16 protein-coding genes are annotated in these 17,228 nt (G+C 72.3%); 6 read left to right on the top strand and 10 right to left on the bottom strand.

The window, feature by feature from the left end; genetic code table 11:
• Positions 1 to 389 precede the first annotated feature (389 nt).
• The 6 genes from ACFPFQ_RS23350 to shbA all read right to left on the bottom strand — a co-directional run bounded on the left by ACFPFQ_RS23350 (position 390) and on the right by shbA (position 6,666).
• A complete protein-coding gene (locus ACFPFQ_RS23350) occupies positions 390 to 1,712 on the bottom strand; it encodes an endolytic transglycosylase MltG (RefSeq protein ID WP_379622273.1) in 1,323 nt (440 codons plus the stop codon).
• Between the two features lie 220 nt (positions 1,713 to 1,932).
• Positions 1,933 to 2,394 carry a Holliday junction resolvase RuvX gene (ruvX, locus tag ACFPFQ_RS23345; protein WP_379622271.1) on the bottom strand — a complete coding sequence of 154 codons (462 nt, stop codon included), beginning with the start codon at positions 2,392 to 2,394 and terminating at the stop codon, positions 1,933 to 1,935.
• Positions 2,391 to 5,054 carry an alanine--tRNA ligase gene (alaS, locus tag ACFPFQ_RS23340; RefSeq protein ID WP_379622269.1) on the bottom strand — a complete coding sequence of 888 codons (2,664 nt, stop codon included), beginning with the start codon at positions 5,052 to 5,054 and terminating at the stop codon, positions 2,391 to 2,393. Before alaS ends, ruvX begins: the two co-directional genes overlap by 4 nt.
• 60 nt (positions 5,055 to 5,114) lie before the next feature.
• Complete coding sequence (locus tag ACFPFQ_RS23335) at positions 5,115 to 5,435, bottom strand: hypothetical protein (RefSeq protein WP_379622267.1); 321 nt, start codon at positions 5,433 to 5,435, stop codon at positions 5,115 to 5,117.
• A complete protein-coding gene (locus tag ACFPFQ_RS23330; protein WP_379622265.1) occupies positions 5,432 to 5,839 on the bottom strand; it encodes a DUF948 domain-containing protein in 408 nt (135 codons plus the stop codon). Before ACFPFQ_RS23330 ends, ACFPFQ_RS23335 begins: the two co-directional genes overlap by 4 nt.
• An 80-nt stretch (positions 5,840 to 5,919) precedes the next feature.
• Positions 5,920 to 6,666 carry an RNA polymerase sigma factor ShbA gene (shbA, locus tag ACFPFQ_RS23325; RefSeq protein WP_379622263.1) on the bottom strand — a complete coding sequence of 249 codons (747 nt, stop codon included), beginning with the start codon at positions 6,664 to 6,666 and terminating at the stop codon, positions 5,920 to 5,922.
• A 385-nt stretch (positions 6,667 to 7,051) separates the two neighbouring features.
• On the opposite strand from shbA, the gene ACFPFQ_RS23320 reads away from it, so the two are divergent.
• Together ACFPFQ_RS23320 and ACFPFQ_RS23315 are read left to right on the top strand one after the other, a co-directional pair.
• Complete coding sequence (locus tag ACFPFQ_RS23320) at positions 7,052 to 7,744, top strand: TetR/AcrR family transcriptional regulator (protein WP_379622261.1); 693 nt, start codon at positions 7,052 to 7,054, stop codon at positions 7,742 to 7,744.
• A 145-nt stretch (positions 7,745 to 7,889) separates the two neighbouring features.
• A complete protein-coding gene (locus ACFPFQ_RS23315; protein ID WP_379622259.1) occupies positions 7,890 to 8,993 on the top strand; it encodes a DNRLRE domain-containing protein in 1,104 nt (367 codons plus the stop codon).
• A 25-nt stretch (positions 8,994 to 9,018) separates the two neighbouring features.
• Here ACFPFQ_RS23315 and rocD read toward each other — a convergent pair whose 3' ends face one another.
• From rocD to ACFPFQ_RS23300, 3 genes are all read right to left on the bottom strand, one after another.
• Positions 9,019 to 10,257 (bottom strand): ornithine--oxo-acid transaminase, encoded by a 1,239-nt coding sequence (rocD, locus tag ACFPFQ_RS23310; RefSeq protein ID WP_379622257.1) that lies wholly within the window; start codon positions 10,255 to 10,257, stop codon positions 9,019 to 9,021.
• Complete coding sequence (gene ddaH / locus ACFPFQ_RS23305; protein ID WP_379622255.1) at positions 10,254 to 11,105, bottom strand: dimethylargininase; 852 nt, start codon at positions 11,103 to 11,105, stop codon at positions 10,254 to 10,256. The genes rocD and ddaH overlap by 4 nt, the downstream gene beginning before the upstream one ends.
• 167 nt (positions 11,106 to 11,272) lie before the next feature.
• Positions 11,273 to 11,725, bottom strand: a complete 453-nt coding sequence (locus ACFPFQ_RS23300; protein WP_379622254.1) for an Lrp/AsnC family transcriptional regulator — start codon at positions 11,723 to 11,725, stop codon at positions 11,273 to 11,275.
• A gap of 32 nt (positions 11,726 to 11,757) precedes the next feature.
• On the opposite strand from ACFPFQ_RS23300, the gene ACFPFQ_RS23295 reads away from it, so the two are divergent.
• Together ACFPFQ_RS23295 and ACFPFQ_RS23290 are read left to right on the top strand one after the other, a co-directional pair.
• Complete coding sequence (locus tag ACFPFQ_RS23295; RefSeq protein ID WP_379622252.1) at positions 11,758 to 12,981, top strand: arginine deiminase; 1,224 nt, start codon at positions 11,758 to 11,760, stop codon at positions 12,979 to 12,981.
• The gene (locus ACFPFQ_RS23290) at positions 12,978 to 13,976 is read left to right on the top strand and encodes a DUF4185 domain-containing protein (RefSeq protein WP_379622250.1); all 999 of its coding nucleotides are present in this window, start codon (positions 12,978 to 12,980) and stop codon (positions 13,974 to 13,976) included. The genes ACFPFQ_RS23295 and ACFPFQ_RS23290 overlap by 4 nt, the downstream gene beginning before the upstream one ends.
• Here the strand turns inward: ACFPFQ_RS23290 and ACFPFQ_RS23285 are convergent.
• Complete coding sequence (locus ACFPFQ_RS23285; protein WP_379622248.1) at positions 13,957 to 14,742, bottom strand: helix-turn-helix domain-containing protein; 786 nt, start codon at positions 14,740 to 14,742, stop codon at positions 13,957 to 13,959. The two genes, ACFPFQ_RS23290 and ACFPFQ_RS23285, sit on opposite strands and share 20 nt — an antisense overlap.
• Before the next feature lie 98 nt (positions 14,743 to 14,840).
• Here ACFPFQ_RS23285 and ACFPFQ_RS23280 point away from each other — a divergent pair, with 98 nt between their 5' ends.
• Together ACFPFQ_RS23280 and ACFPFQ_RS23275 are read left to right on the top strand one after the other, a co-directional pair.
• The gene (locus ACFPFQ_RS23280) at positions 14,841 to 15,788 is read left to right on the top strand and encodes an LLM class flavin-dependent oxidoreductase (RefSeq protein WP_379622246.1); all 948 of its coding nucleotides are present in this window, start codon (positions 14,841 to 14,843) and stop codon (positions 15,786 to 15,788) included.
• Positions 15,789 to 15,805: 17 nt separating this feature from the next.
• Positions 15,806 to 17,152 (top strand): FAD-binding protein, encoded by a 1,347-nt coding sequence (locus ACFPFQ_RS23275; RefSeq protein WP_379622244.1) that lies wholly within the window; start codon positions 15,806 to 15,808, stop codon positions 17,150 to 17,152.
• Positions 17,153 to 17,228 lie beyond the last annotated feature (76 nt).

The raw sequence follows: 17,228 nt of genomic DNA, 5'->3' as shown, positions 1-17,228 counted from the left end.
CCCTGTCGACGACGCTGCGGTGCGGCTCGCGCGGATCATGCTCGCCGAGGCGCACAGGAGGGCCCGGCGTGGGGCGCTGCGGTGCGGGTGGGGTGATCAACGCCCACTGGTTCGGTGTTGACCATGACCCAGTAGGCGTTGATCTTCGTGCCGGTGGTCGAGCGCGCACTGGCTCATGATCGAACCGGAACCGGTGGGCGTTGATCACTCGCCCGGCGCGGCGGGCTCTCGCAACGGGGCCGGCGCGGGGGTGTCGGGTGCGTTTCCCGGTGGTCCCGCTGGTAGGCCGCCTTCGGATGGGGATTCTCCCGACAGCCACTTTCCCGCAACGTCGTTGCGGGAAAGTGGCTTTCCTGCAACCCGAGGACTCGCTCCGGCCCCGGCAGGCGTCAGATCGCGCCGTTCTGCTCCGCCATCGCCACATTGGCCTGGTGCTCGGGCAGCGTCTGGGCGAAGCACGACGTGCCGTCGGTGCGGCAGCGCACGAAGAACAGCCACGGCCCCTCCGCGGGCGCGATCGCCGCCGCGATCGCATCGCGGCCGGGGGCCGCGATCGGCGTGGGTGGCAGCCCGGCCTCGGCGTAGCTGTTGTACGGGCCGGGGCGCGCGCGGTCCTCCGGCGTGGTGCGCAGCGCCTGCAGGTCCAGCGGGTAGTTGACCATCGAGTCGAGCTCGAGGCGCTGCCCGACGCCGAGCCGGTTGTAGATCACGCGGGCGACCTTCGGCATGTCGGCCGTGATCGCCTCCTTCTCCACCAGCGAGGAGATGATGAGCACCTGGTAGGGCGTGGACCCGATGGTCTGCGCCCCCGACACCAGCCCGGACGCCTGCAACCGCGCGGCGGACGTGGTCAGCAGTCCGTGCAGCACCTCCGTGGCGGGTGTGCCCGGGGCGACGTCGTAGCGGCCCGGCACCAGCAACCCCTCGAGGCGGCGCGCCGGATCGGCCTTGCCGACGGCCTCGAGCGCCCACGACGGCACGCCGAGCGCGGCCGGGTCGGTGCCGACCATCGCGGCCCGCAGCTCGTCCACCGACACGCACTTCTTCTCGCCGCCGATGGTGGCGCACGTGGCCTGCGAGATCAGGTTGAGCACGCCGGGCACCACGGCGCCGTCACCGGCGCGGGTGTCGTCGAGCTGGACGCCGCCCTTGATCTCCAGCTGCCCGACGCGGGTGGTCGGCGCCAGCAGCAGCGTGACGGCCGACGCCGCCGACATCTTCACCTTCATCTGGTAGTACCCGGGTTGGACGGCGCGTACCCGCTCATCGGTGGAGGCGGCCTTCGTGAACGCCTCCACGCTGGCCACGACGCCCCGGTCGGCCAGGGTATTGCCGATCTGGGTGGTGGAGTCGCCGTCATGCACCTGAACGACCACGTCGCCCGTGCCGGTGCCCTCGAAGTCGGGGTTGGTGAAGACCGTGGAGTAGACGTAGAGCCCGCCGCCGATCACGACGCCCAGCAGCACCACCAGCGTCAGGCCCAGCACCACGAACCGGCGGCGCCGGGCCCGCGCGCGGTTGCGTTGGGCGGCCCGGCGGGCACCGAGGGCCTCGCGTCGGTTCGGGACGGCCTGCAACCGCACGGTCGGGTCGCTCGCACCGGCCGGGGCCTGCCGCAGACGGCGGGCGCGGGCGGCGGCGTCACCACCGGCAGGGGTGCGGGCGCCGGGCAGGTTCGCGTGGGAAGGCCGGCTGCGACGAGGCGGGGACACTGGTCGGCCGACATCAGGGCGGCCGGGCTCTGGCGGGCCGGATGGAGGGGGGCCGGATGGAGGGGGGCCGGATGCAGGGGGGCGATCCCACCCGTCCTGTCTCACTGCGCCTGCCTCACGGAGCCGTCCACGGTCCAGCACAGTAGCGACGAGACCGCGACCGGTCGCGCCCCGGGCACCAGCGGGCGACCCAGGTGATCGTCTGTGTGATCGTCTGGGTTCACCGTGGACGGGCCGTGTCCAGCCATCCCTGCAGGATGCCGACGGCCGCGACCTGGTCGATCACGGCGCGCTGCTTGCGGCCCTTGCGGCCGCTCTCCCGCAGCTGGCGGGTGGCGACCACGGTGGTGAGCCGCTCGTCGGAGAACACCACCGGCACCGTGACGGCGGCACCGAGCGCGTCGGCGAAGGCGCGGGCCAGCCCCGCGGCGTGGCCTTCCTGCCCCGACAGCGAGCGCGGCAGCCCGACGACGATCCCGACGGCCTCGTGCTCGGCCACCAGCTCGGCGAGCGCGCGGACGTCCGCACCGCCGGCGACGTCGCGGGCCAGCGTCACGAGCGGCGTCGCGATCAGCCCGTCGGGATCCGACAGCGCGACGCCGACGCGCACCGCGCCGACGTCGACGCCGATGCGGCGGCCACGCACCGGCCCGGTCGGTACCGGTGCGGGCTCGCCGGTCACGAAGCGCGCAGCGCGGCCCGCAGCGCCGTGATCGCGGCCGGGACCCCGGCCGGGTCGGTGCCACCGCCCTGGGCGAGGTCCGGCTTGCCGCCGCCCCGCCCGCCGATGGCCGCAGCGAACGAGGGCACCAGCTTGCCGGCGGCCAGCCCGCGGTCCCGCGCGGCCGACGTGGTGGCCACGACGAACGCGACCTTGCCCGCGTCCGCGGAGAACAGCGCCACGACCCCGGCCGCCGAACCGAGCCGGGCCCGGACGTCGGAGGCCAGCGCGCGCAGGTCGTTGCCCGCGACGCCGTCGGGCGTGGCGACGGCGACGAGCGCGACGCCGTCGACGTCCTCGGCACCGGCGGCCAGCGCGGCCGCCGAGGAGAGCACGGCGTCGGCCCGGACCTTCTCCAGGTCACGCTCCGCCGTGCGCACCCGCTCGACGAGGCTGTTGATCCGCTCGGGCAGTTCCTCGCGCGGCGTCTTGAGCTGATCGGCGAGCGAGGAGACCAGCAGGTGCTCCTTGGAAAGGAACCGGAAGGCGTCGAGGCCGACCAGCGCGTCGACCCGGCGCACGCCGGAGCCGATGGAGCCCTCCGACAACACCTTGATCATGCCGATCTCGCCGGTGCGCCCGACGTGGGTGCCACCGCACAGCTCGCGCGAGTAGTCACCCATGTCGACCACGCGGACGCGGTCGCCGTACTTCTCGCCGAACAGCATCATCGCGCCGAGCTTGCGGGCCTCGTCCATCGACGTCTCGTAGGACTGCACCTCGCGGTCCTCCTGCAGCACCGCGTTGATCTCGTCCTCGATCTCGACGAGCGAGGCGGCACCGACGGCCCCCGTCGGGGAGGTGAAGTCGAACCGCAACCGGCCCGGCGCGTTGAGCGAGCCCGCCTGGGCGGCAGCGGGACCGAGCGCACCCCGCACGCCCGCATGCACCAGGTGCGTGCCGGTGTGGGCACGCGAGATCGCCGCGCGCCTGCTCCGGTCGACCTCGGCCACCACGGCGGCGTCGAGGGAGACCTCGCCGTCGCTGACGACGCCACGGTGCACCCGCAGCCCGGGAACGGGCGCCTGCACGTCGGAGATCGTGACGGTGAACGACGCGCCGCGCAGCACCCCGGTGTCGGCCTGCTGGCCGCCCGCCTCGGCGTAGAAGGGCGAGCGGTCCAGCACGATCTCGACCTGCTCGCCAGTGCGGGCGGCCGGCACCGACTGCCCGCCGACGAGCAGCCCGACGATCGTGGCCTCGGCGGACAGCTCGGTGTAGCCGAGGAACTCGGTGGAACCGTGCTTGTCGAGGACCGTGCGGTAGACCGACCCGTCGCCGTGGCCGACCTTGCGCGCCTTGGCATCGGCCTTGGCCCGGGTGCGCTGCTCGTTCATGAGCGCGCGGAAGCGCTCCTCGTCGACGGTGAGGCCGGCCTCGGCCGCCATCTCGAGGGTGAGGTCGATGGGGAAGCCGAACGTGTCGTGCAGCTGGAACGCCTGGTCGCCCCCGATCTGGGTGCCACCGGCCTGCTTCGTCGAGTCGGCGGCGAGATCGAAGATCCGCGAACCGGAGGTCAGCGTCTGCAGGAACGCCTCCTCCTCGGCCCCCACCACGGCGGAGATGCGCTCGAAGTCGCTGGCCAGCTCCGGGTAGGTGGGTGCCATCTCGTCGCGCACGACCTCGGCGAAGGCGTTGAGCACCGGCTCCTGCACGCCGAGCAGGCGCGACGAGCGCACGATGCGGCGCAGCAGCCTGCGCAGCACGTAGCCGCGACCCTCGTTGGACGGCGTCACGCCGTCACCGATGATCATGACGCCGGAGCGGGCGTGGTCGGCGATCACCCGGAACCGGATGTCGTCCTCGTGCGAGGCGCCGTAGCGGCGCCCGGAGAACTCCTCGGCGCGCGCGATCACCGGGCGGACGAGGTCGGTCTCGTAGACGTTGTCGACGCCCTGGAGCAGGTACGCGACGCGCTCGATGCCCATGCCGGTGTCGATGTTCTTGTTCGGCAGCACCCCGATCGGCAGGTGCCCGTACTTGGGGCTGTCCTCGCCGCGGATGTCCTGCATGAAGACCAGGTTCCAGATCTCCAGGTACCGGTCCTCGTCGACGACCGGGCCGCCGTCGCGGCCGTGCTCGGGTCCTCGGTCGTAGTAGATCTCCGAGCAGGGGCCGCCGGGACCGGGAACGCCCATGTCCCAGTAGTTATCCAGGCCGTCGCGGCGCTGGATGCGCTCCTCGGGGAGCCCGGCGATCTTCTTCCAGAGCGCGATGGCCTCGTCGTCGGTCTCGTAGACCGTGACCCAGATGCGATCGGGGTCGAACCCGTAGCCGCCGGCGTCCTGGCTGCCGGTGACGAGGTTCCAGGCGTGCTCGATGGCACCGGCCTTGAAGTAGTCACCGAAGGAGAAGTTGCCGGCCATCTGGAAGAACGTGTTGTGGCGGGTGGTCTTGCCGACCTCGTCGATGTCGCCGGTGCGCACGCACTTCTGGATGGACGTGGCGCGCGGGTACGGGGGCGGGGCGTCACCCAGGAAGTACGGCTTGAACTGCACCATTCCCGCGTTGACGAACAGCAACGTCGGGTCGTCGAGTATCAGGGAGGCGCTGGGCACGCGGGTGTGGCCGGCCTCGAGGAAGTGGTCGGTGAAGCGGCGGGCGATCTCGTGGGTCTGCACGGCGGACTGCCTTCGATGCGGGGTGCGGATGGAGGCGGCAACGGCAGGAGCGGGGAAGAGCTAGGAAACTCCCCTGGCCCCTGCCCGGCGCGCTCGCGCGTCGGAACGCGGGGCCGGCTCCTCGGCCAGTGCGTCGCTGAAGCTGGGCAGTGCGGCGCCGGTGCGGCGCTCGACGAGATCGGTGAGCTCGCGCTGGCGGGCGTCCATGCCGGCGCGCACCTCGGCCCCGAAGGCGCCCAGACCGGCCCCGAGCTCGCGCAGGCCGTCGGCGATGTTGGCGCCGATCCCGGACGGGCTGACCGCGTGGGCGGCGTCGGCGGCGCGCCGCGAGGCGTAGACGCCCACGGCGAGCCCGACACCGAGCCAGAAGAAGCGCTTCACTTCTTGCCTCGGCGCTGCTTGCGGGTGCGCTTGGAGTGCTGCCCGGCGTCCTTACCGGCGCGGCGGGCCTTGATGGCCTTGTTGAGGCCGTAGGAGAACGCGGCGGCGCGGACCAGCGGCCCACCCAGCGTGGCGGTGAACAGCGACGTCAGCACCGAGACGTTGCTGCTCACCGTGCGCGCGTTGGACGTGATGCCGTCGACCCGCTCGAGCTGGGTGTTGACCGACGTGAGCGTCATCTGGGCGTTGTCGAGCAGCGGAGCGCTGCCCTCGTGCGCCTTGCGGATGGCGATCGTGGCCTCGTCGAGCGTGCGGCCGAGCTTCAGCAGCGGAACGGCCAGCAGCACCACGAGGACCACGAAGGCCCCCGCCGCGATCAACGCAGCGATCTGCCCAGCCGACACGAAGCCCTCCTCGGTACCGCCACAGACGGGAGATGATCGCCGATCAGGCTACTCCCCGGCGGTACCGAGCGATCGTCGGGTTAGACCAGGTTCGTGGCGGTTTCGGCGACACCGTCGTCGCACTGGTCGTCGGGCTCGAGCACCCCGCGCAACCGGTTCAACGCCCGGTGCTGCGTGACGCGGACCGCACCCGGCGTCGAACCGACGGCGTGCGCCGTCTCCTCGGCGGAGAGTCCGACCGCGATGCGCAGCACGAGCACCTCGCGCTGGCGCGGGGTGAGGTTCTGCAGGAGCCCACCGAGGCGCTCGAGCAGCTCGCCTGCCAGCAGCCGCGCCTCGGGGCCGTCGTGCAGCACCGGGGAGTCGGGCAGGTCGGCCATCGGCTCGCACTTGTTGCGACCGATCGCGCGGAACGCGTCGGTGACCTTGTGTGCCGCGATGCCGTACACGAAGGCGCGGAACGACAGTCCCTTGATCGTGTAGTTCGGCAGCGCGCTGACGACCGCGAGGCAGACCTCCTGCGCGACGTCGTCGGCCGAGCCGATGACGGTCTCCTGCCTGCCGAGGCGGCCGCGGCAGTAGCGCAGGACGAGCGGTTGGATCTCGGCCAGCAGATCGGCCCTGGCGCGTTCGTCACCGGCGACCGCGGCGGCGACGAGCCGCTCCAGCACCGGTGGGACGTCGAGGACCTCGGACGTGACGTCCTCGACCTCGTCCGGCGCGGCGGCCGGAGCGGTGACGATCTCGTGCGGACCGGGCAGCTCGACGGTCAGCCCGGTCGTGATGACCTCGTCGGGGCGGATGTCGGCGAGCGCGAGCGCGCTCATCGGAACCGCTTGGAGTTGATGGCGACCGTGCGGTCGGTGCCGTTGACGGACATTCTCGGGTTCCCCTCCCCTGCACCGACGAACTGACGCCGGTGCCACGCTGAACCGCACATCCCGATTCATGCCAGAGCGGGATGTACGTACTGCGATGGTGTTGAGAGGATGGACGGCGCGCGCCAGTGCCAAGACCCGTTCAACCTGCTCGTCCCCCGACTGCAGGTCGACGCGTGCGGTGATCCCCTCCGTGCATTGCCGTGCCGTGCGTTCCGGTCGCCCCCGTGCCCTGAGGTGATCGGACCTCGTTCGACGTTCAAGTAGTCATCTTGGGTGACACCCAAGTTGGAGTCAAGAGCAGTTCGGCGCTGTATTGGTTACTCTGCGCTTGATGTCTCCCTCCGAAGCCACTCCACCGGCAGATCCCCGAGCCCGTGCGGCCCAGACGAAGCGGGACCGCACCCGGCGGGCGCTGCTCGACGCCGCCGACTCGACGTTCGGGTCGCGCGGCTGGGCGCGCACGCGGATGGAGGACATCGCCGCGACGGCCGGGGTCAGCCCCGCCACGGCGTACAACCACTTCCCGACCAAGCACGCGCTGCTGGGCACCGTCTACGGGCCGCTCGTGCGCCCGCTCGTCGTGCAGGCAGAACGCGACATCGCCGCCGGCCGATCCATGGTGGACGCCCTGATCGACCAGCTCAGGGCCCTGTCCCGGACCACCTTCCGCAACCGCAAGCTGACGGCGGCGTTCTGGGCAGCCGTGCAGGAGTACACGATCAGGGTGGCCGGTCCGGCCGACCCCGACGACGACATCGACCCCCGCGTGCTGGCCCCGATCCCCGACTCGCTACGCATGATCATCGAGTGCGGCCAGCAGACCGGGGAGCTGCGCACCTATCCGGGCGCCGACGAGCTCAGCGCCATGACCGTCAACATCCTCATGCAGCGCGCCGTGAACTTCCCGGACGACCCTCCGGAGACCGCAGCCGAGTTGTTACTCACCGTAGTTTTTGGATCACTCAAGCCCGAGCTCCTCATGGACGAGGATGTCGGCGAGCGGCCGTTCCGCGGAGCCCGGTGAACCCGTACGCACGAGTGACCGTTCGACCACTTGCGGTGATCATCGGACAGCGGTCGTCCCGATCAGGTGAGTGGGAGCCACCGATGTGGTGGGCTCGCCCTGCGACCTTGTCAGCGGCGTGCTACTGCCTCTATCTCTAGTGATCATGACTCGAACGATGGTCGCCGCGGCGGTCGCGGCAGCCCTGCTGACCGTGGCACCCGCCCTCACCCCTGCTGCGGACGCAGCCCAGCCGGAAGCCTCCGCCGCAAGCCCACTCACCGAGTCGTCCACGGCCGTCGTCGCTCCCGACGGGAAGCCCGGCCTCACCCTCTACACCGGCCCCGTCCAGCTGCACCGCGGCACGGCGTGGGTGCCGGTGAACCTGACCCTCACCGCCGCCGGGGACGGCACGGTGCGACCGCTCGCGTCGCCCCAGGACCTGCTGCTGACACCCGCAGGCCCGCAGGTGCGCTTCGCCACCGGCGGGGGCACCGCGCTGGACTGGCCCACCGTCTTGCCCGCTCCGACGCTCGACGGGCCGCGCGCCACCTACGCGCAGGCCGCGCCCGGGTACGACCTCGTGGTGGAGGCGACGAGTGCCGGGTTCATGGCGTCGCTGCGCCGCGCCGGTGCGCCGCCGGCAGCTCCGGTACCGCCGCTGGCACTGCGGGGGAAGGTCGATGGCGCCACCGCCGAGGGGATGCCCACCGCCGTCGGCGAGTCGGCGGTCGACTACGTCGTCGCCGCCGCACCCCCCGCCGGGCCGACACCGGCGCCGTTCGACACCACCGTGCAGGAGACGGTGCAGTACAGCGACACGTCCGGCCAGCCCGACCTGCGCGTCGGCACCTACGACGGCAAGGACGTCGCCCGCAGCTTCCTCACGTTCGACGCGTCCGGGCTCGCGAAGCGACCGGTCACGCGGGCCACGCTGTCGCTGTTCCAGACCTGGTCCTCGTCGTGCCAGGCGCGGTCGTGGGAGGTCTGGTCCGCGGCAGGGGCCGGGCCCGCGACGCGCTGGACCAACCAGCCCGCGCTGCAGAAGCTGTGGGCGAGCAGCACCGACACCCGTGGCCACGAACCGGCCTGCGCGGCGGGGTGGACCACCGTCGACGTCACGGACCTGGTGCGGAGCTGGTCGGACACCGGCGCCCCCACCGGCACCGTCGCGCTGCGGGCCTCCGACGAGACCGACACGCTGGCCTGGAAGCGGTTCGGCTCCGCCGAGAGCGCCACGGTGCCGCACCTGGACGTGACGTTCGGCTGACACCCGGAACCGATGAGCATCGGGCTCAGCGCAGCTCCGCCAGCACCTGGCGCAGGGCGTCGACGGCCATCGCGATCTCGGCGTGGGTGATCACGAGCGGCGGGGAGAAGCGGATCGTCGAGCCGTGGGTGTCCTTGACGAGCACCCCGCGCTCGGCCAGCGCCTCGCTGACGTCGCGGCCCGACCCCAGCCGCGGGTCGATGTCGACACCCGCCCAGAGCCCGACGCAACGCACCGCGTCCACGCCGTGGCCCACCAGCGCACCCAGCCGTTCGGCCAGTACCGCACCGCGGGCGCGGGCCATGGCGAGCATGCCGCCGGGGCCGTCGTCGGACATCAGCCGGACCACGGCCCGGCCGACGGCGCAGGCGAGCGGGTTGCCGCCGAACGTGCTGCCGTGCTGGCCGGGTTGCAGGACGCCCAGCACGTCGCGGCTCGCGATCACGGCCGACAGCGGCATGATCCCGCCGCCGAGCGCCTTGCCGAGCAGGTAGACGTCGGCCTCTACGCCAGCACCGCGTGACGCGAGCAGGTGGCCGGTGCGGCCGAGGCCGGACTGCACCTCGTCGGCGACGAACAGCACGTGGTCGGCCGTGCAGATCTCGCGCACCGCAGCCAGGTAGCCCGCGGGCGGGACGACGACGCCGGCCTCGCCCTGCACGGGCTCGATCAGCACAGCGACGGTGTCGGGGGTGATCGCCGCCCGCAACGCCGCGGTGTCGCCGTAGGCAACGATGTCGAAGCCCGGTGTGAACGGGCCGAAGCCGCCGCGTGCGTCCGGGTCGGTGGAGAAGCCGACGATCGTGGTGGTGCGCCCGTGGAACCCACCACCCGCCACGACGATCCGGGCGCGGTTGACCGGCACGCCCTTCACCTCGTAACCCCACTTGCGGGCCACCTTCAGCCCGGACTCGACGGCCTCGGCACCGGTGTTCATCGGCAGCACCATCTGCGTGCCGAGCAGCGCGGACAGCTCGGCGCAGAACGGTCCGAGCTGGTCGTTGCCGAACGCGCGGCTGGTCAGCGTCACGCGGTCGAGCTGCTCGTGGGCGGCCGCCACCAGCGCGGGGTGGCCGTGGCCGAAGTTGAGCGCGGAGTACCCGGCGAGGCAGTCGAGGAAGCGGCGCCCCTCGACGTCGGTGACCCACGCGCCCTCGGCCCGCGCCACGACCACCGGTAGCGGGTGGTAGTTGTTGGCCGAGTAGGCATGCACGAGCCCCTCGTGGAACGCCGTTCCCGTGCCGTGCGCGGTGGTGATCGTCATGCCCGAACCTCCAGGGTGCAGCACTTGGGTCCGCCGCCGCCCTTGAGCAGCTCGGACAGGTCGACGGGGATCGGTGTGAAGCCGCGCTCGGTGAGCGCGGCGGCCAGCCCGGTGGCCGCGGCGGGCAGGACGACGTGGCGGCCGTCGCTCACGGCGTTGAGCCCCAGCACCGCGGCGTCGACGGGATCGGCGACCAGCGCGTCGGGGAACCGCTCGCGCAGCGCCTGCTGCGACGCGGGGGTGAACGCGTCGGGCAGCCAGGCGATGGTCGTGGCGTCGAGCACCGCGACGGCGGTGTCGAGGTGGTAGTAGCGCGGGTCGACGAGCTCCAGCGGCACCACCGGACGTCCCAGCACCGCGGCGGCCTCCCCGTGCGCGCGGGGATCGGTGCGGAAGCCGGTACCGGCCAGCACGAGGTCGCCGACGACGAGCAGGTCACCCTCGCCCTCGTTGACGAACTCCGCCTCGACCACGCGGGAGAAGTCGTTGGCGCGGAACCACTCCAGGTGGGCGGCGGCCTCCGCGGCGCGCTCGGGGTGGCGGAACCGGGCGCCGAGCACGGTGCCGCCGACGACCGTGGCCCCGTTGGCGGCATAGACCATGTCGGGCAGGCCGGCGACCGGCTCCAGCAGGTCGACCTGGTGGCCGAGCTCCAGGTAGGTCCGGCGCAGTGCGTCCCACTGGGACACCGCGAGGTCGACGTCGACCGGGACGGCGGGGTCCATCCAGGGGTTGATCGCATAGGTGACGGCGAAGTGGTCCGGCCGGCACATGAGGTAGCGGCGACGGGTGGCCGAGCGGCGGGGGCGCTCGACGGGCGGGCTCGGGTCGGACAGAACGCTGGTCACGGGCACGCTCCAGAGCTCAGGGCGAATGTCCGCGGCGCAGTTGCCGTGGTGATGTCAACGGTAGGAACCGCTCCGACGCCGGACAATCGCCAACTGTTGCCCGCCGGCGGGGATGTGTTGCGCAGATCAGGGGTTTGGCAGCTGATCGTTGCGTGTCACCCGGACGCCTACGGGGTGGGTGCGGCGGGCCGTCGCAGCAACGGGCTGAGCACCAGCACCGACTTGGTCCGCGCCACGAACGGCTGCGCCCCGATCTGCTCGAGCACCTGCTCGAAGTGGTGCATGTCGGCGGCCAGTATGCGCAGGATCGCGTCGGCCTCACCCGAGACGGTGCTCGCGTCGACGATCTCCGGGAAGCGCTCGATGGCGGCGCGGATCGTCGCAGGCGACGTGCTCATCCGGCAGTACAGCTCGACGTAGCCCTCCACCGCCCAGCCCAGCGCGCCCGGGTCGAGCCGCACCGTGAAACCGGTGATCGCGCCGCCCGCCCGCAGCCGGTCGACGCGCCGCTTCACCGCCGACGCCGACAGGCCGACCTCGCCGCCGAGATCGGCGTAGCTGCGGCGGGCGTCGGCGACGAGCAGGCTGATGAGTTCGCCGTCGAGTCGGTCGAGTTGCACGCGGCCATCCTGCCCCGGTGCAGGATGGTCACATGTATCGCGTCGATTCCGAGATCGGGCCGCTGCGCCAGGTGATCCTGCACCGCCCTGGCCTGGAGCTGAAGCGGCTCACCCCCGGCAACAAGGACCGCCTGCTCTTCGACGACGTGCTCTGGGTGCAACGCGCGCAGGAGGAGCACGACACGTTCGCCGCGCTGCTGCGCTCCCGCGGCGCGCGGGTCCACCTGTTCGGGGACCTGCTGCAGACCACGATCGGCCTTCCCGAGGCCAAGAAGTACGTGCTCGACGGCATCTTCGACGAGCGCGTGTACGGCCCGATGGCCATCGACGCGCTGCGCAACTGCTTCGACGCGATGGACGACGCCACGCTGACCGAGCACCTCATCGGTGGCATCACCAAGCGCGAGGTGCTCGACCGCATCCCCGAGCCGCGCTCGGTCACGTTCCACGTGCTCGATCCCGACGACTTCGTGCTCGAGCCGCTGCCGAACCACCTCTACACGCGCGACACGTCGGCCTGGATCGGCCGGGGCGTCACGATCAACAGCATGCGCAAGCAGGCGCGGATGCGCGAGACCGTGCACTACGAGGCCGTCTACCGCTGGCACCCGGCGTTCGCCGACGCCGCGTTCTCGACGTGGGCCGACGGCGCCGCCAACGGGGCGGCCACCACCGAGGGCGGCGACATGCTGGTGCTCGGCGGCGGCGCGCTGCTCGTCGGGATCAGCGAGCGCACCACCGCCGCGGGCGTGGAACGGTTGGCGCGCAGCCTGTTCGCGGGCGCGGACATCGACCGGATCGTCGCGCTGCGGATGCCCGAGACCCGCGCTCTGATGCACCTCGACACGGTGCTGACCATGGTCGACCCGGAGACGTTCACGAAGTACGCCGGGCTGGGAGTGCTCCCCGCGTACACGATCCGTCCCGGCGACAACGACAAGGAACTCCACGTCACCGACCACGAGCCCGACGACATGCACGCCGCCATCGCCGCGGTGATCGGGCTGCCGTCGATCCGGGTGCTCACCGCGGCGCAGGACGTCCACGCGGCCGAGCGCGAGCAGTGGGACGACGGCTGCAACACCCTCGCCGTCGCGCCGGGCGTCGTCGTGACCTACGAGCGCAACGTCACCACCAACACCTTCCTGCGCCGCAACGGGATCGAGGTGCTCGACATCCCCGGCGGCGAGCTCGGCCGCGGCCGGGGCGGGCCGCGCTGCATGAGCTGCCCGGTGCTGCGCGATCCCGTCACATGAAGCCGGGGTTCAAGGTCAAAGACCTCACCGGGCCCGGGCACACCGACCGGTTCGGCATCGGCGGCACCGATCTGGGCGCCACCACCACCGCGCCCGACGGGCGGCTCGTCTCCGTCTTCGGCGACACCTTCCGCCGCCCGACGGTCGGGGGGCCCGGCTGGCGCTCCCCGGTGGCGCTGTTCGGCGACCCCGACACCGTCCACACCGGACTGGAATGGACCGGATCGGCCGGGCCAGGCGACTACGCGGCCCAGCTCCTCCGGTACCGGCACAACCTGCGCTACGAGGGCAGGCGCGTCACCACCAAGCTGCCCACCGACGTCCTGCGCGTCGGGGAGGCGCTCTACCTGCACGCCATGGTGTGCCGCGAGCTCGGCACCGTGCACTGGACGGAGCTGCACTGCTCGACCGACAACGGGGTGACGTGGGAGCCCACCGGCACGCGCTGGCCGGGTGACCACCACGACGGCCTGTTCCAGATGCTCACCTGGGAGCGTGGCGGCGACGGGTACGTGTACGCGTTCACCACGGGCTTCCAGCGCGCCCACGGGCTGATCCTGCACCGCGTCCCGGAGGGCGAGGTCACCGACACCGGGGCCTGGGAGAGCTGGGGACTGAGCGACGGCCGCTGGAGCTGGGGCGTGCCGCCCACCCTTGTGCTGCCCGGTCGGTTCGGGGAGCTGTCGCTGCGTCACGTCGAGGGCCGGTTGCTGCTCTGCGCGTTCGACGACGGCAACTACCGCATGGACGTCGTCGCGCTGGACTCCCCCACCGCAGACCTGCACGTCGCGCCGCGGGCCACCGTGCTGCACGGCTGCAACTGGCCCGACGAGGACCACGCGCGCGGGCGGGTGGCCCAGCTCTACGGCGGCTACATCCTGCCCGGGTCCACGCTCACCGAGCTGAACCTCGTGGTGAGCCAGTGGAACACCGCCACCAACTGGCCCTACCGGTCGATGCAGTTCCGCGCGGACGTCAGCGCTCTGGTGACCTGACAGCGCTGTCGGCAGCAGCGGCCAGCGCCACGGCGGTGGCCGCATCGGCGGGCAGGAACGCCTCCAGCTTCAGCTCGGCCAGCGTGACGTCCACGGCCGTCGCGAACGTCGTCACGGTGGTGATCAGCCGCAGCTCGCCGTGCGGGGACGCCAGCCGCAACGGCACCGCGAACCCGAGGTGATCGGGCCCGATCTCCGGAGCGGGGACGAAGGAGCCCAGCTCGGCGCGCAGGTCGGCGAGCCGATCGTCGGGCCGCCGGGCGAGCGCCTGGTCGAGCCGTTCCAGGACGTGGCGCGCCCACTGTGCGAGGTTCTGCACCCGCGGCGCGAGCCCGTCGGGGTGCAGCGCGATCCGGTAGGCGTTCGGCGCCGCCAGCAGCGCGGGCGCCACACCCCGGGTCAGCACGCCGAACGCGGCGTTCGCGGCCACGACGCCACCGTGGTGGTCGACGACGACCGCCGGGTAGGGCTGGTGCCCGTCGAGGATGCCGCGCAGCGCGTCACGCACCGGTGCGAGCTCGGGGCCGTCCAGCGCGCTCTCCGCATAGGCCGGGGCGTACCCGGCCGCCAGCAGCAGCCCGTTGCGGTCGCGCAGGGGCAGCCCGAGCGACTCCGCGAGCCGCACCACCATGGCGCGGCCCGGTGCGGAGCGTCCGGTCTCCATGAAGCTGACGTGGCGCTGGGTCGTACCGACGCGCAGGGCGAGATCGAGCTGGCTGATCCTGCTGTGCGCACGTCGTTCGCGCAGCGCTGCCGGAAAGTCCACGTGACCTTCCTACGGGCCCGCGGGCGGGTGCACCATTCCCTCCGGGGAATTGTCGCGCGACCGGTGTCGGCCCAGGCTCTCCCACCATGGATCACGACATGCAGACCGGCGTCCTGTTGCCGACGGCCCTGTCCCGCAACGGATCGGCTCGCAACGGATCGGCTCACAGCGGATCGGCCCGCGCCATCGTCGAGGTGGCGGTGCGGGCGGAACGGCTGGGTTACGACTCGGTGTGGGCCAACGACACCCTCATCGGGGCCCGGATCGAACCGCTGACGATGCTCGCGGCGGTGGCACCGTCGACGTCGCGGGTCACGCTCGGCACGGCCGCCTTGCTGCCCGCGCTGCGCAGGCCCGTGCACGCGGCCCAGGCCATCGCCTCCCTCGACCAGCTCACCGACGGGCGGCTGACCCTCGCCGTGGGCGCCGGGTTCCCGGGACGGTCCGAACCGGAGTACGCAGCGTCGGAGGTGGGTTGGGCGCGGCGCTTCGCCCGTCTCGACGACACGGTCGCGCTCTGGCGACAGCTGTGGGCGGCCGACGGGCCGGTGAGCTTCGACGGGGCCGTGCTGCAGCTGGCCGACGTCCCGCTGGGCACCCCACCGGCCCGGCCGGGCGGGCCGCCGATCTGGCTGGCAGGCGGTGCTCCCGCCGCGCTCGCCCGCGCCGGCAGGCTCTACGACGGGTGGCTGCCCTACCCGCCCGACCCGGCCGACTACGCCGCCGGCCTCGCCACCGTGCACGCCGCAGCCGGTACGGCCGACCGGCCGGTCGACGCCATCACGCCGGCGCTGTTCGTGACGGTGCGCGTCGCCCGGGACGTCGCCGCCGGCCGTCGCGAGGTCGACGCGTTCTGCCGCGCGTCCTACGGGCTGCCCCTGGAGGTGGTGGAGACGGTGCAGACGATCGTGACCGGACCCGCCGAGCACATCGCCGAGGTGCTCGCCGCCTACGCGAAGGCCGGGGCCCGGCACGTCGTCCAGCGCATCGCGGCACCGGACGTCGCCGGGGTGCTGCAGCAGCTCGACCTGCTCGCGCCGCGCTGACGCCCTACCGTGGCGAGGTGATCACGACGTTCCCGTTCGACGACCTCCCGCCGCTGGACGGATCGGTGCGCGGCGACCCGGCGACACTCGCGGACTACACCCAGGACGCCGGACACGTGGTCGTGCGGGCCCCGGCCGCCGTGCTGTGTCCCGGCTCGGTCGCTGATGTGCAGGCCATGATGCGGTTCTGCCGGCGGCGAAGGATCCCGGTCGTGGCCCGCGGGCTGGGCAACACCACGGGAGGGCAGAGCCTCACGAGCGGCCTCGTGGTCGACTGTCGAACGCTCGATACCGTCGAGATCGAGTCCGGCCGCGCGATCGTCGGCAGCGGCGCCACCTGGCTGGACGTGGCGCGCGCCGCCCGTCCCCACAACCTCGCCATCCCGGCCGCCACCGGCTACCTGGCGCTGACGATCGGAGGCACGCTGTCGGTCGGCGGAGTCCCGCCGGCATTCCGCGCCGGCGCCCAGATCGACCATGTGCTCGAGCTCGACGTCGTCACGGGAGACGGCGAGCTGCACCGGTGCTCGGACACGCAGGAACCCGCGCTGTTCGAGGCGGTGCTCGGCGGTCTCGGCAGGCTCGGCGTCATCACGCGCGCGGTGGTGGCGCTCATCCCGGCACCAGGTCGGGTGCGAGGCCACAGCCGCACCTATACCGACCGCGCCACCTTCTTCGCCGACCTCAGGACACTGCTCGACCGTTGCGAGATCACCGAGGCCTACGGCGAGTGGTGCCGGCCGGGTGAGCCCACCGGCACAACGCACCTGAGCACCTTCACCTTCCACGACGCGAGCGCGCCTCCCGAGGACGGACACCTGCTGCGCGGCCTGAGCGGCGTACCGGACGCCGTCACCGATGACGACTACCTCGACCACGTCACCCGCATCGACGACGCCGTCGACGGGCTTCGCGACGGCCTGGGCTGGGCGGAGCGGATGAAGCCGTGGCTGACGGTCTGGCTACCGGACTCGCAGGTCGACGGCTACGTCGGTGAGGTCGTCGACGGCCTGGTGGCCCGAGACGTCGGACCCGGCGGGTTCGTGCTGCTCTACGTCCACCGGCGCGCCGCGCTGACGCGACCGTCATTGCGACTTCCGGCGCCCGACGGCAGCGAGTGGGTGTACCTGTTCACGCTGATGACCTCGGGGCCACACACCGGAACCGACCCGCAGTTCGCCGCCGACATGCTCGGCCGCAATCGCCGGCTGTTCGAACGAGCCCGCTCGCGGGGCGGGGTTCGCTATCCGATCGAGACGGTCGCGTTCTCCCCCGGCGACTGGCGTGACCATTTCGGCACCCGCTGGGCGCACCTCGAGCAGCTGCGTCGCCGCCATGATCCGGCGGGGATACTCGGGCCCTGAACGCAAGAAGGGCCCCTCCGTCCGAAGACAGAGGGGCCCTTAATCACATTTGATGTCGGCGGCGACCTACTCTCCC

It is taken from the genome of Pseudonocardia sp. GCM10023141, assembly GCF_042653605.1.
This window is presented reverse-complemented; position numbering and strand designations above follow the sequence as displayed.

Coding starts and splice junctions, on each gene's coding strand:
- shbA (WP_379622263.1), bottom strand. CDS start 6,666: ATGAGCGCGCTCGCGCTCGCCGACATCCGCCCCGACGAGGTCATCACG.
- ACFPFQ_RS23320 (WP_379622261.1), top strand. CDS start 7,052: ATGTCTCCCTCCGAAGCCACTCCACCGGCAGATCCCCGAGCCCGTGCG.
- ACFPFQ_RS23315 (WP_379622259.1), top strand. CDS start 7,890: ATGACTCGAACGATGGTCGCCGCGGCGGTCGCGGCAGCCCTGCTGACC.
- rocD (WP_379622257.1), bottom strand. CDS start 10,257: ATGACGATCACCACCGCGCACGGCACGGGAACGGCGTTCCACGAGGGG.
- ACFPFQ_RS23295 (WP_379622252.1), top strand. CDS start 11,758: ATGTATCGCGTCGATTCCGAGATCGGGCCGCTGCGCCAGGTGATCCTG.
- ACFPFQ_RS23290 (WP_379622250.1), top strand. CDS start 12,978: ATGAAGCCGGGGTTCAAGGTCAAAGACCTCACCGGGCCCGGGCACACC.
- ACFPFQ_RS23280 (WP_379622246.1), top strand. CDS start 14,841: ATGCAGACCGGCGTCCTGTTGCCGACGGCCCTGTCCCGCAACGGATCG.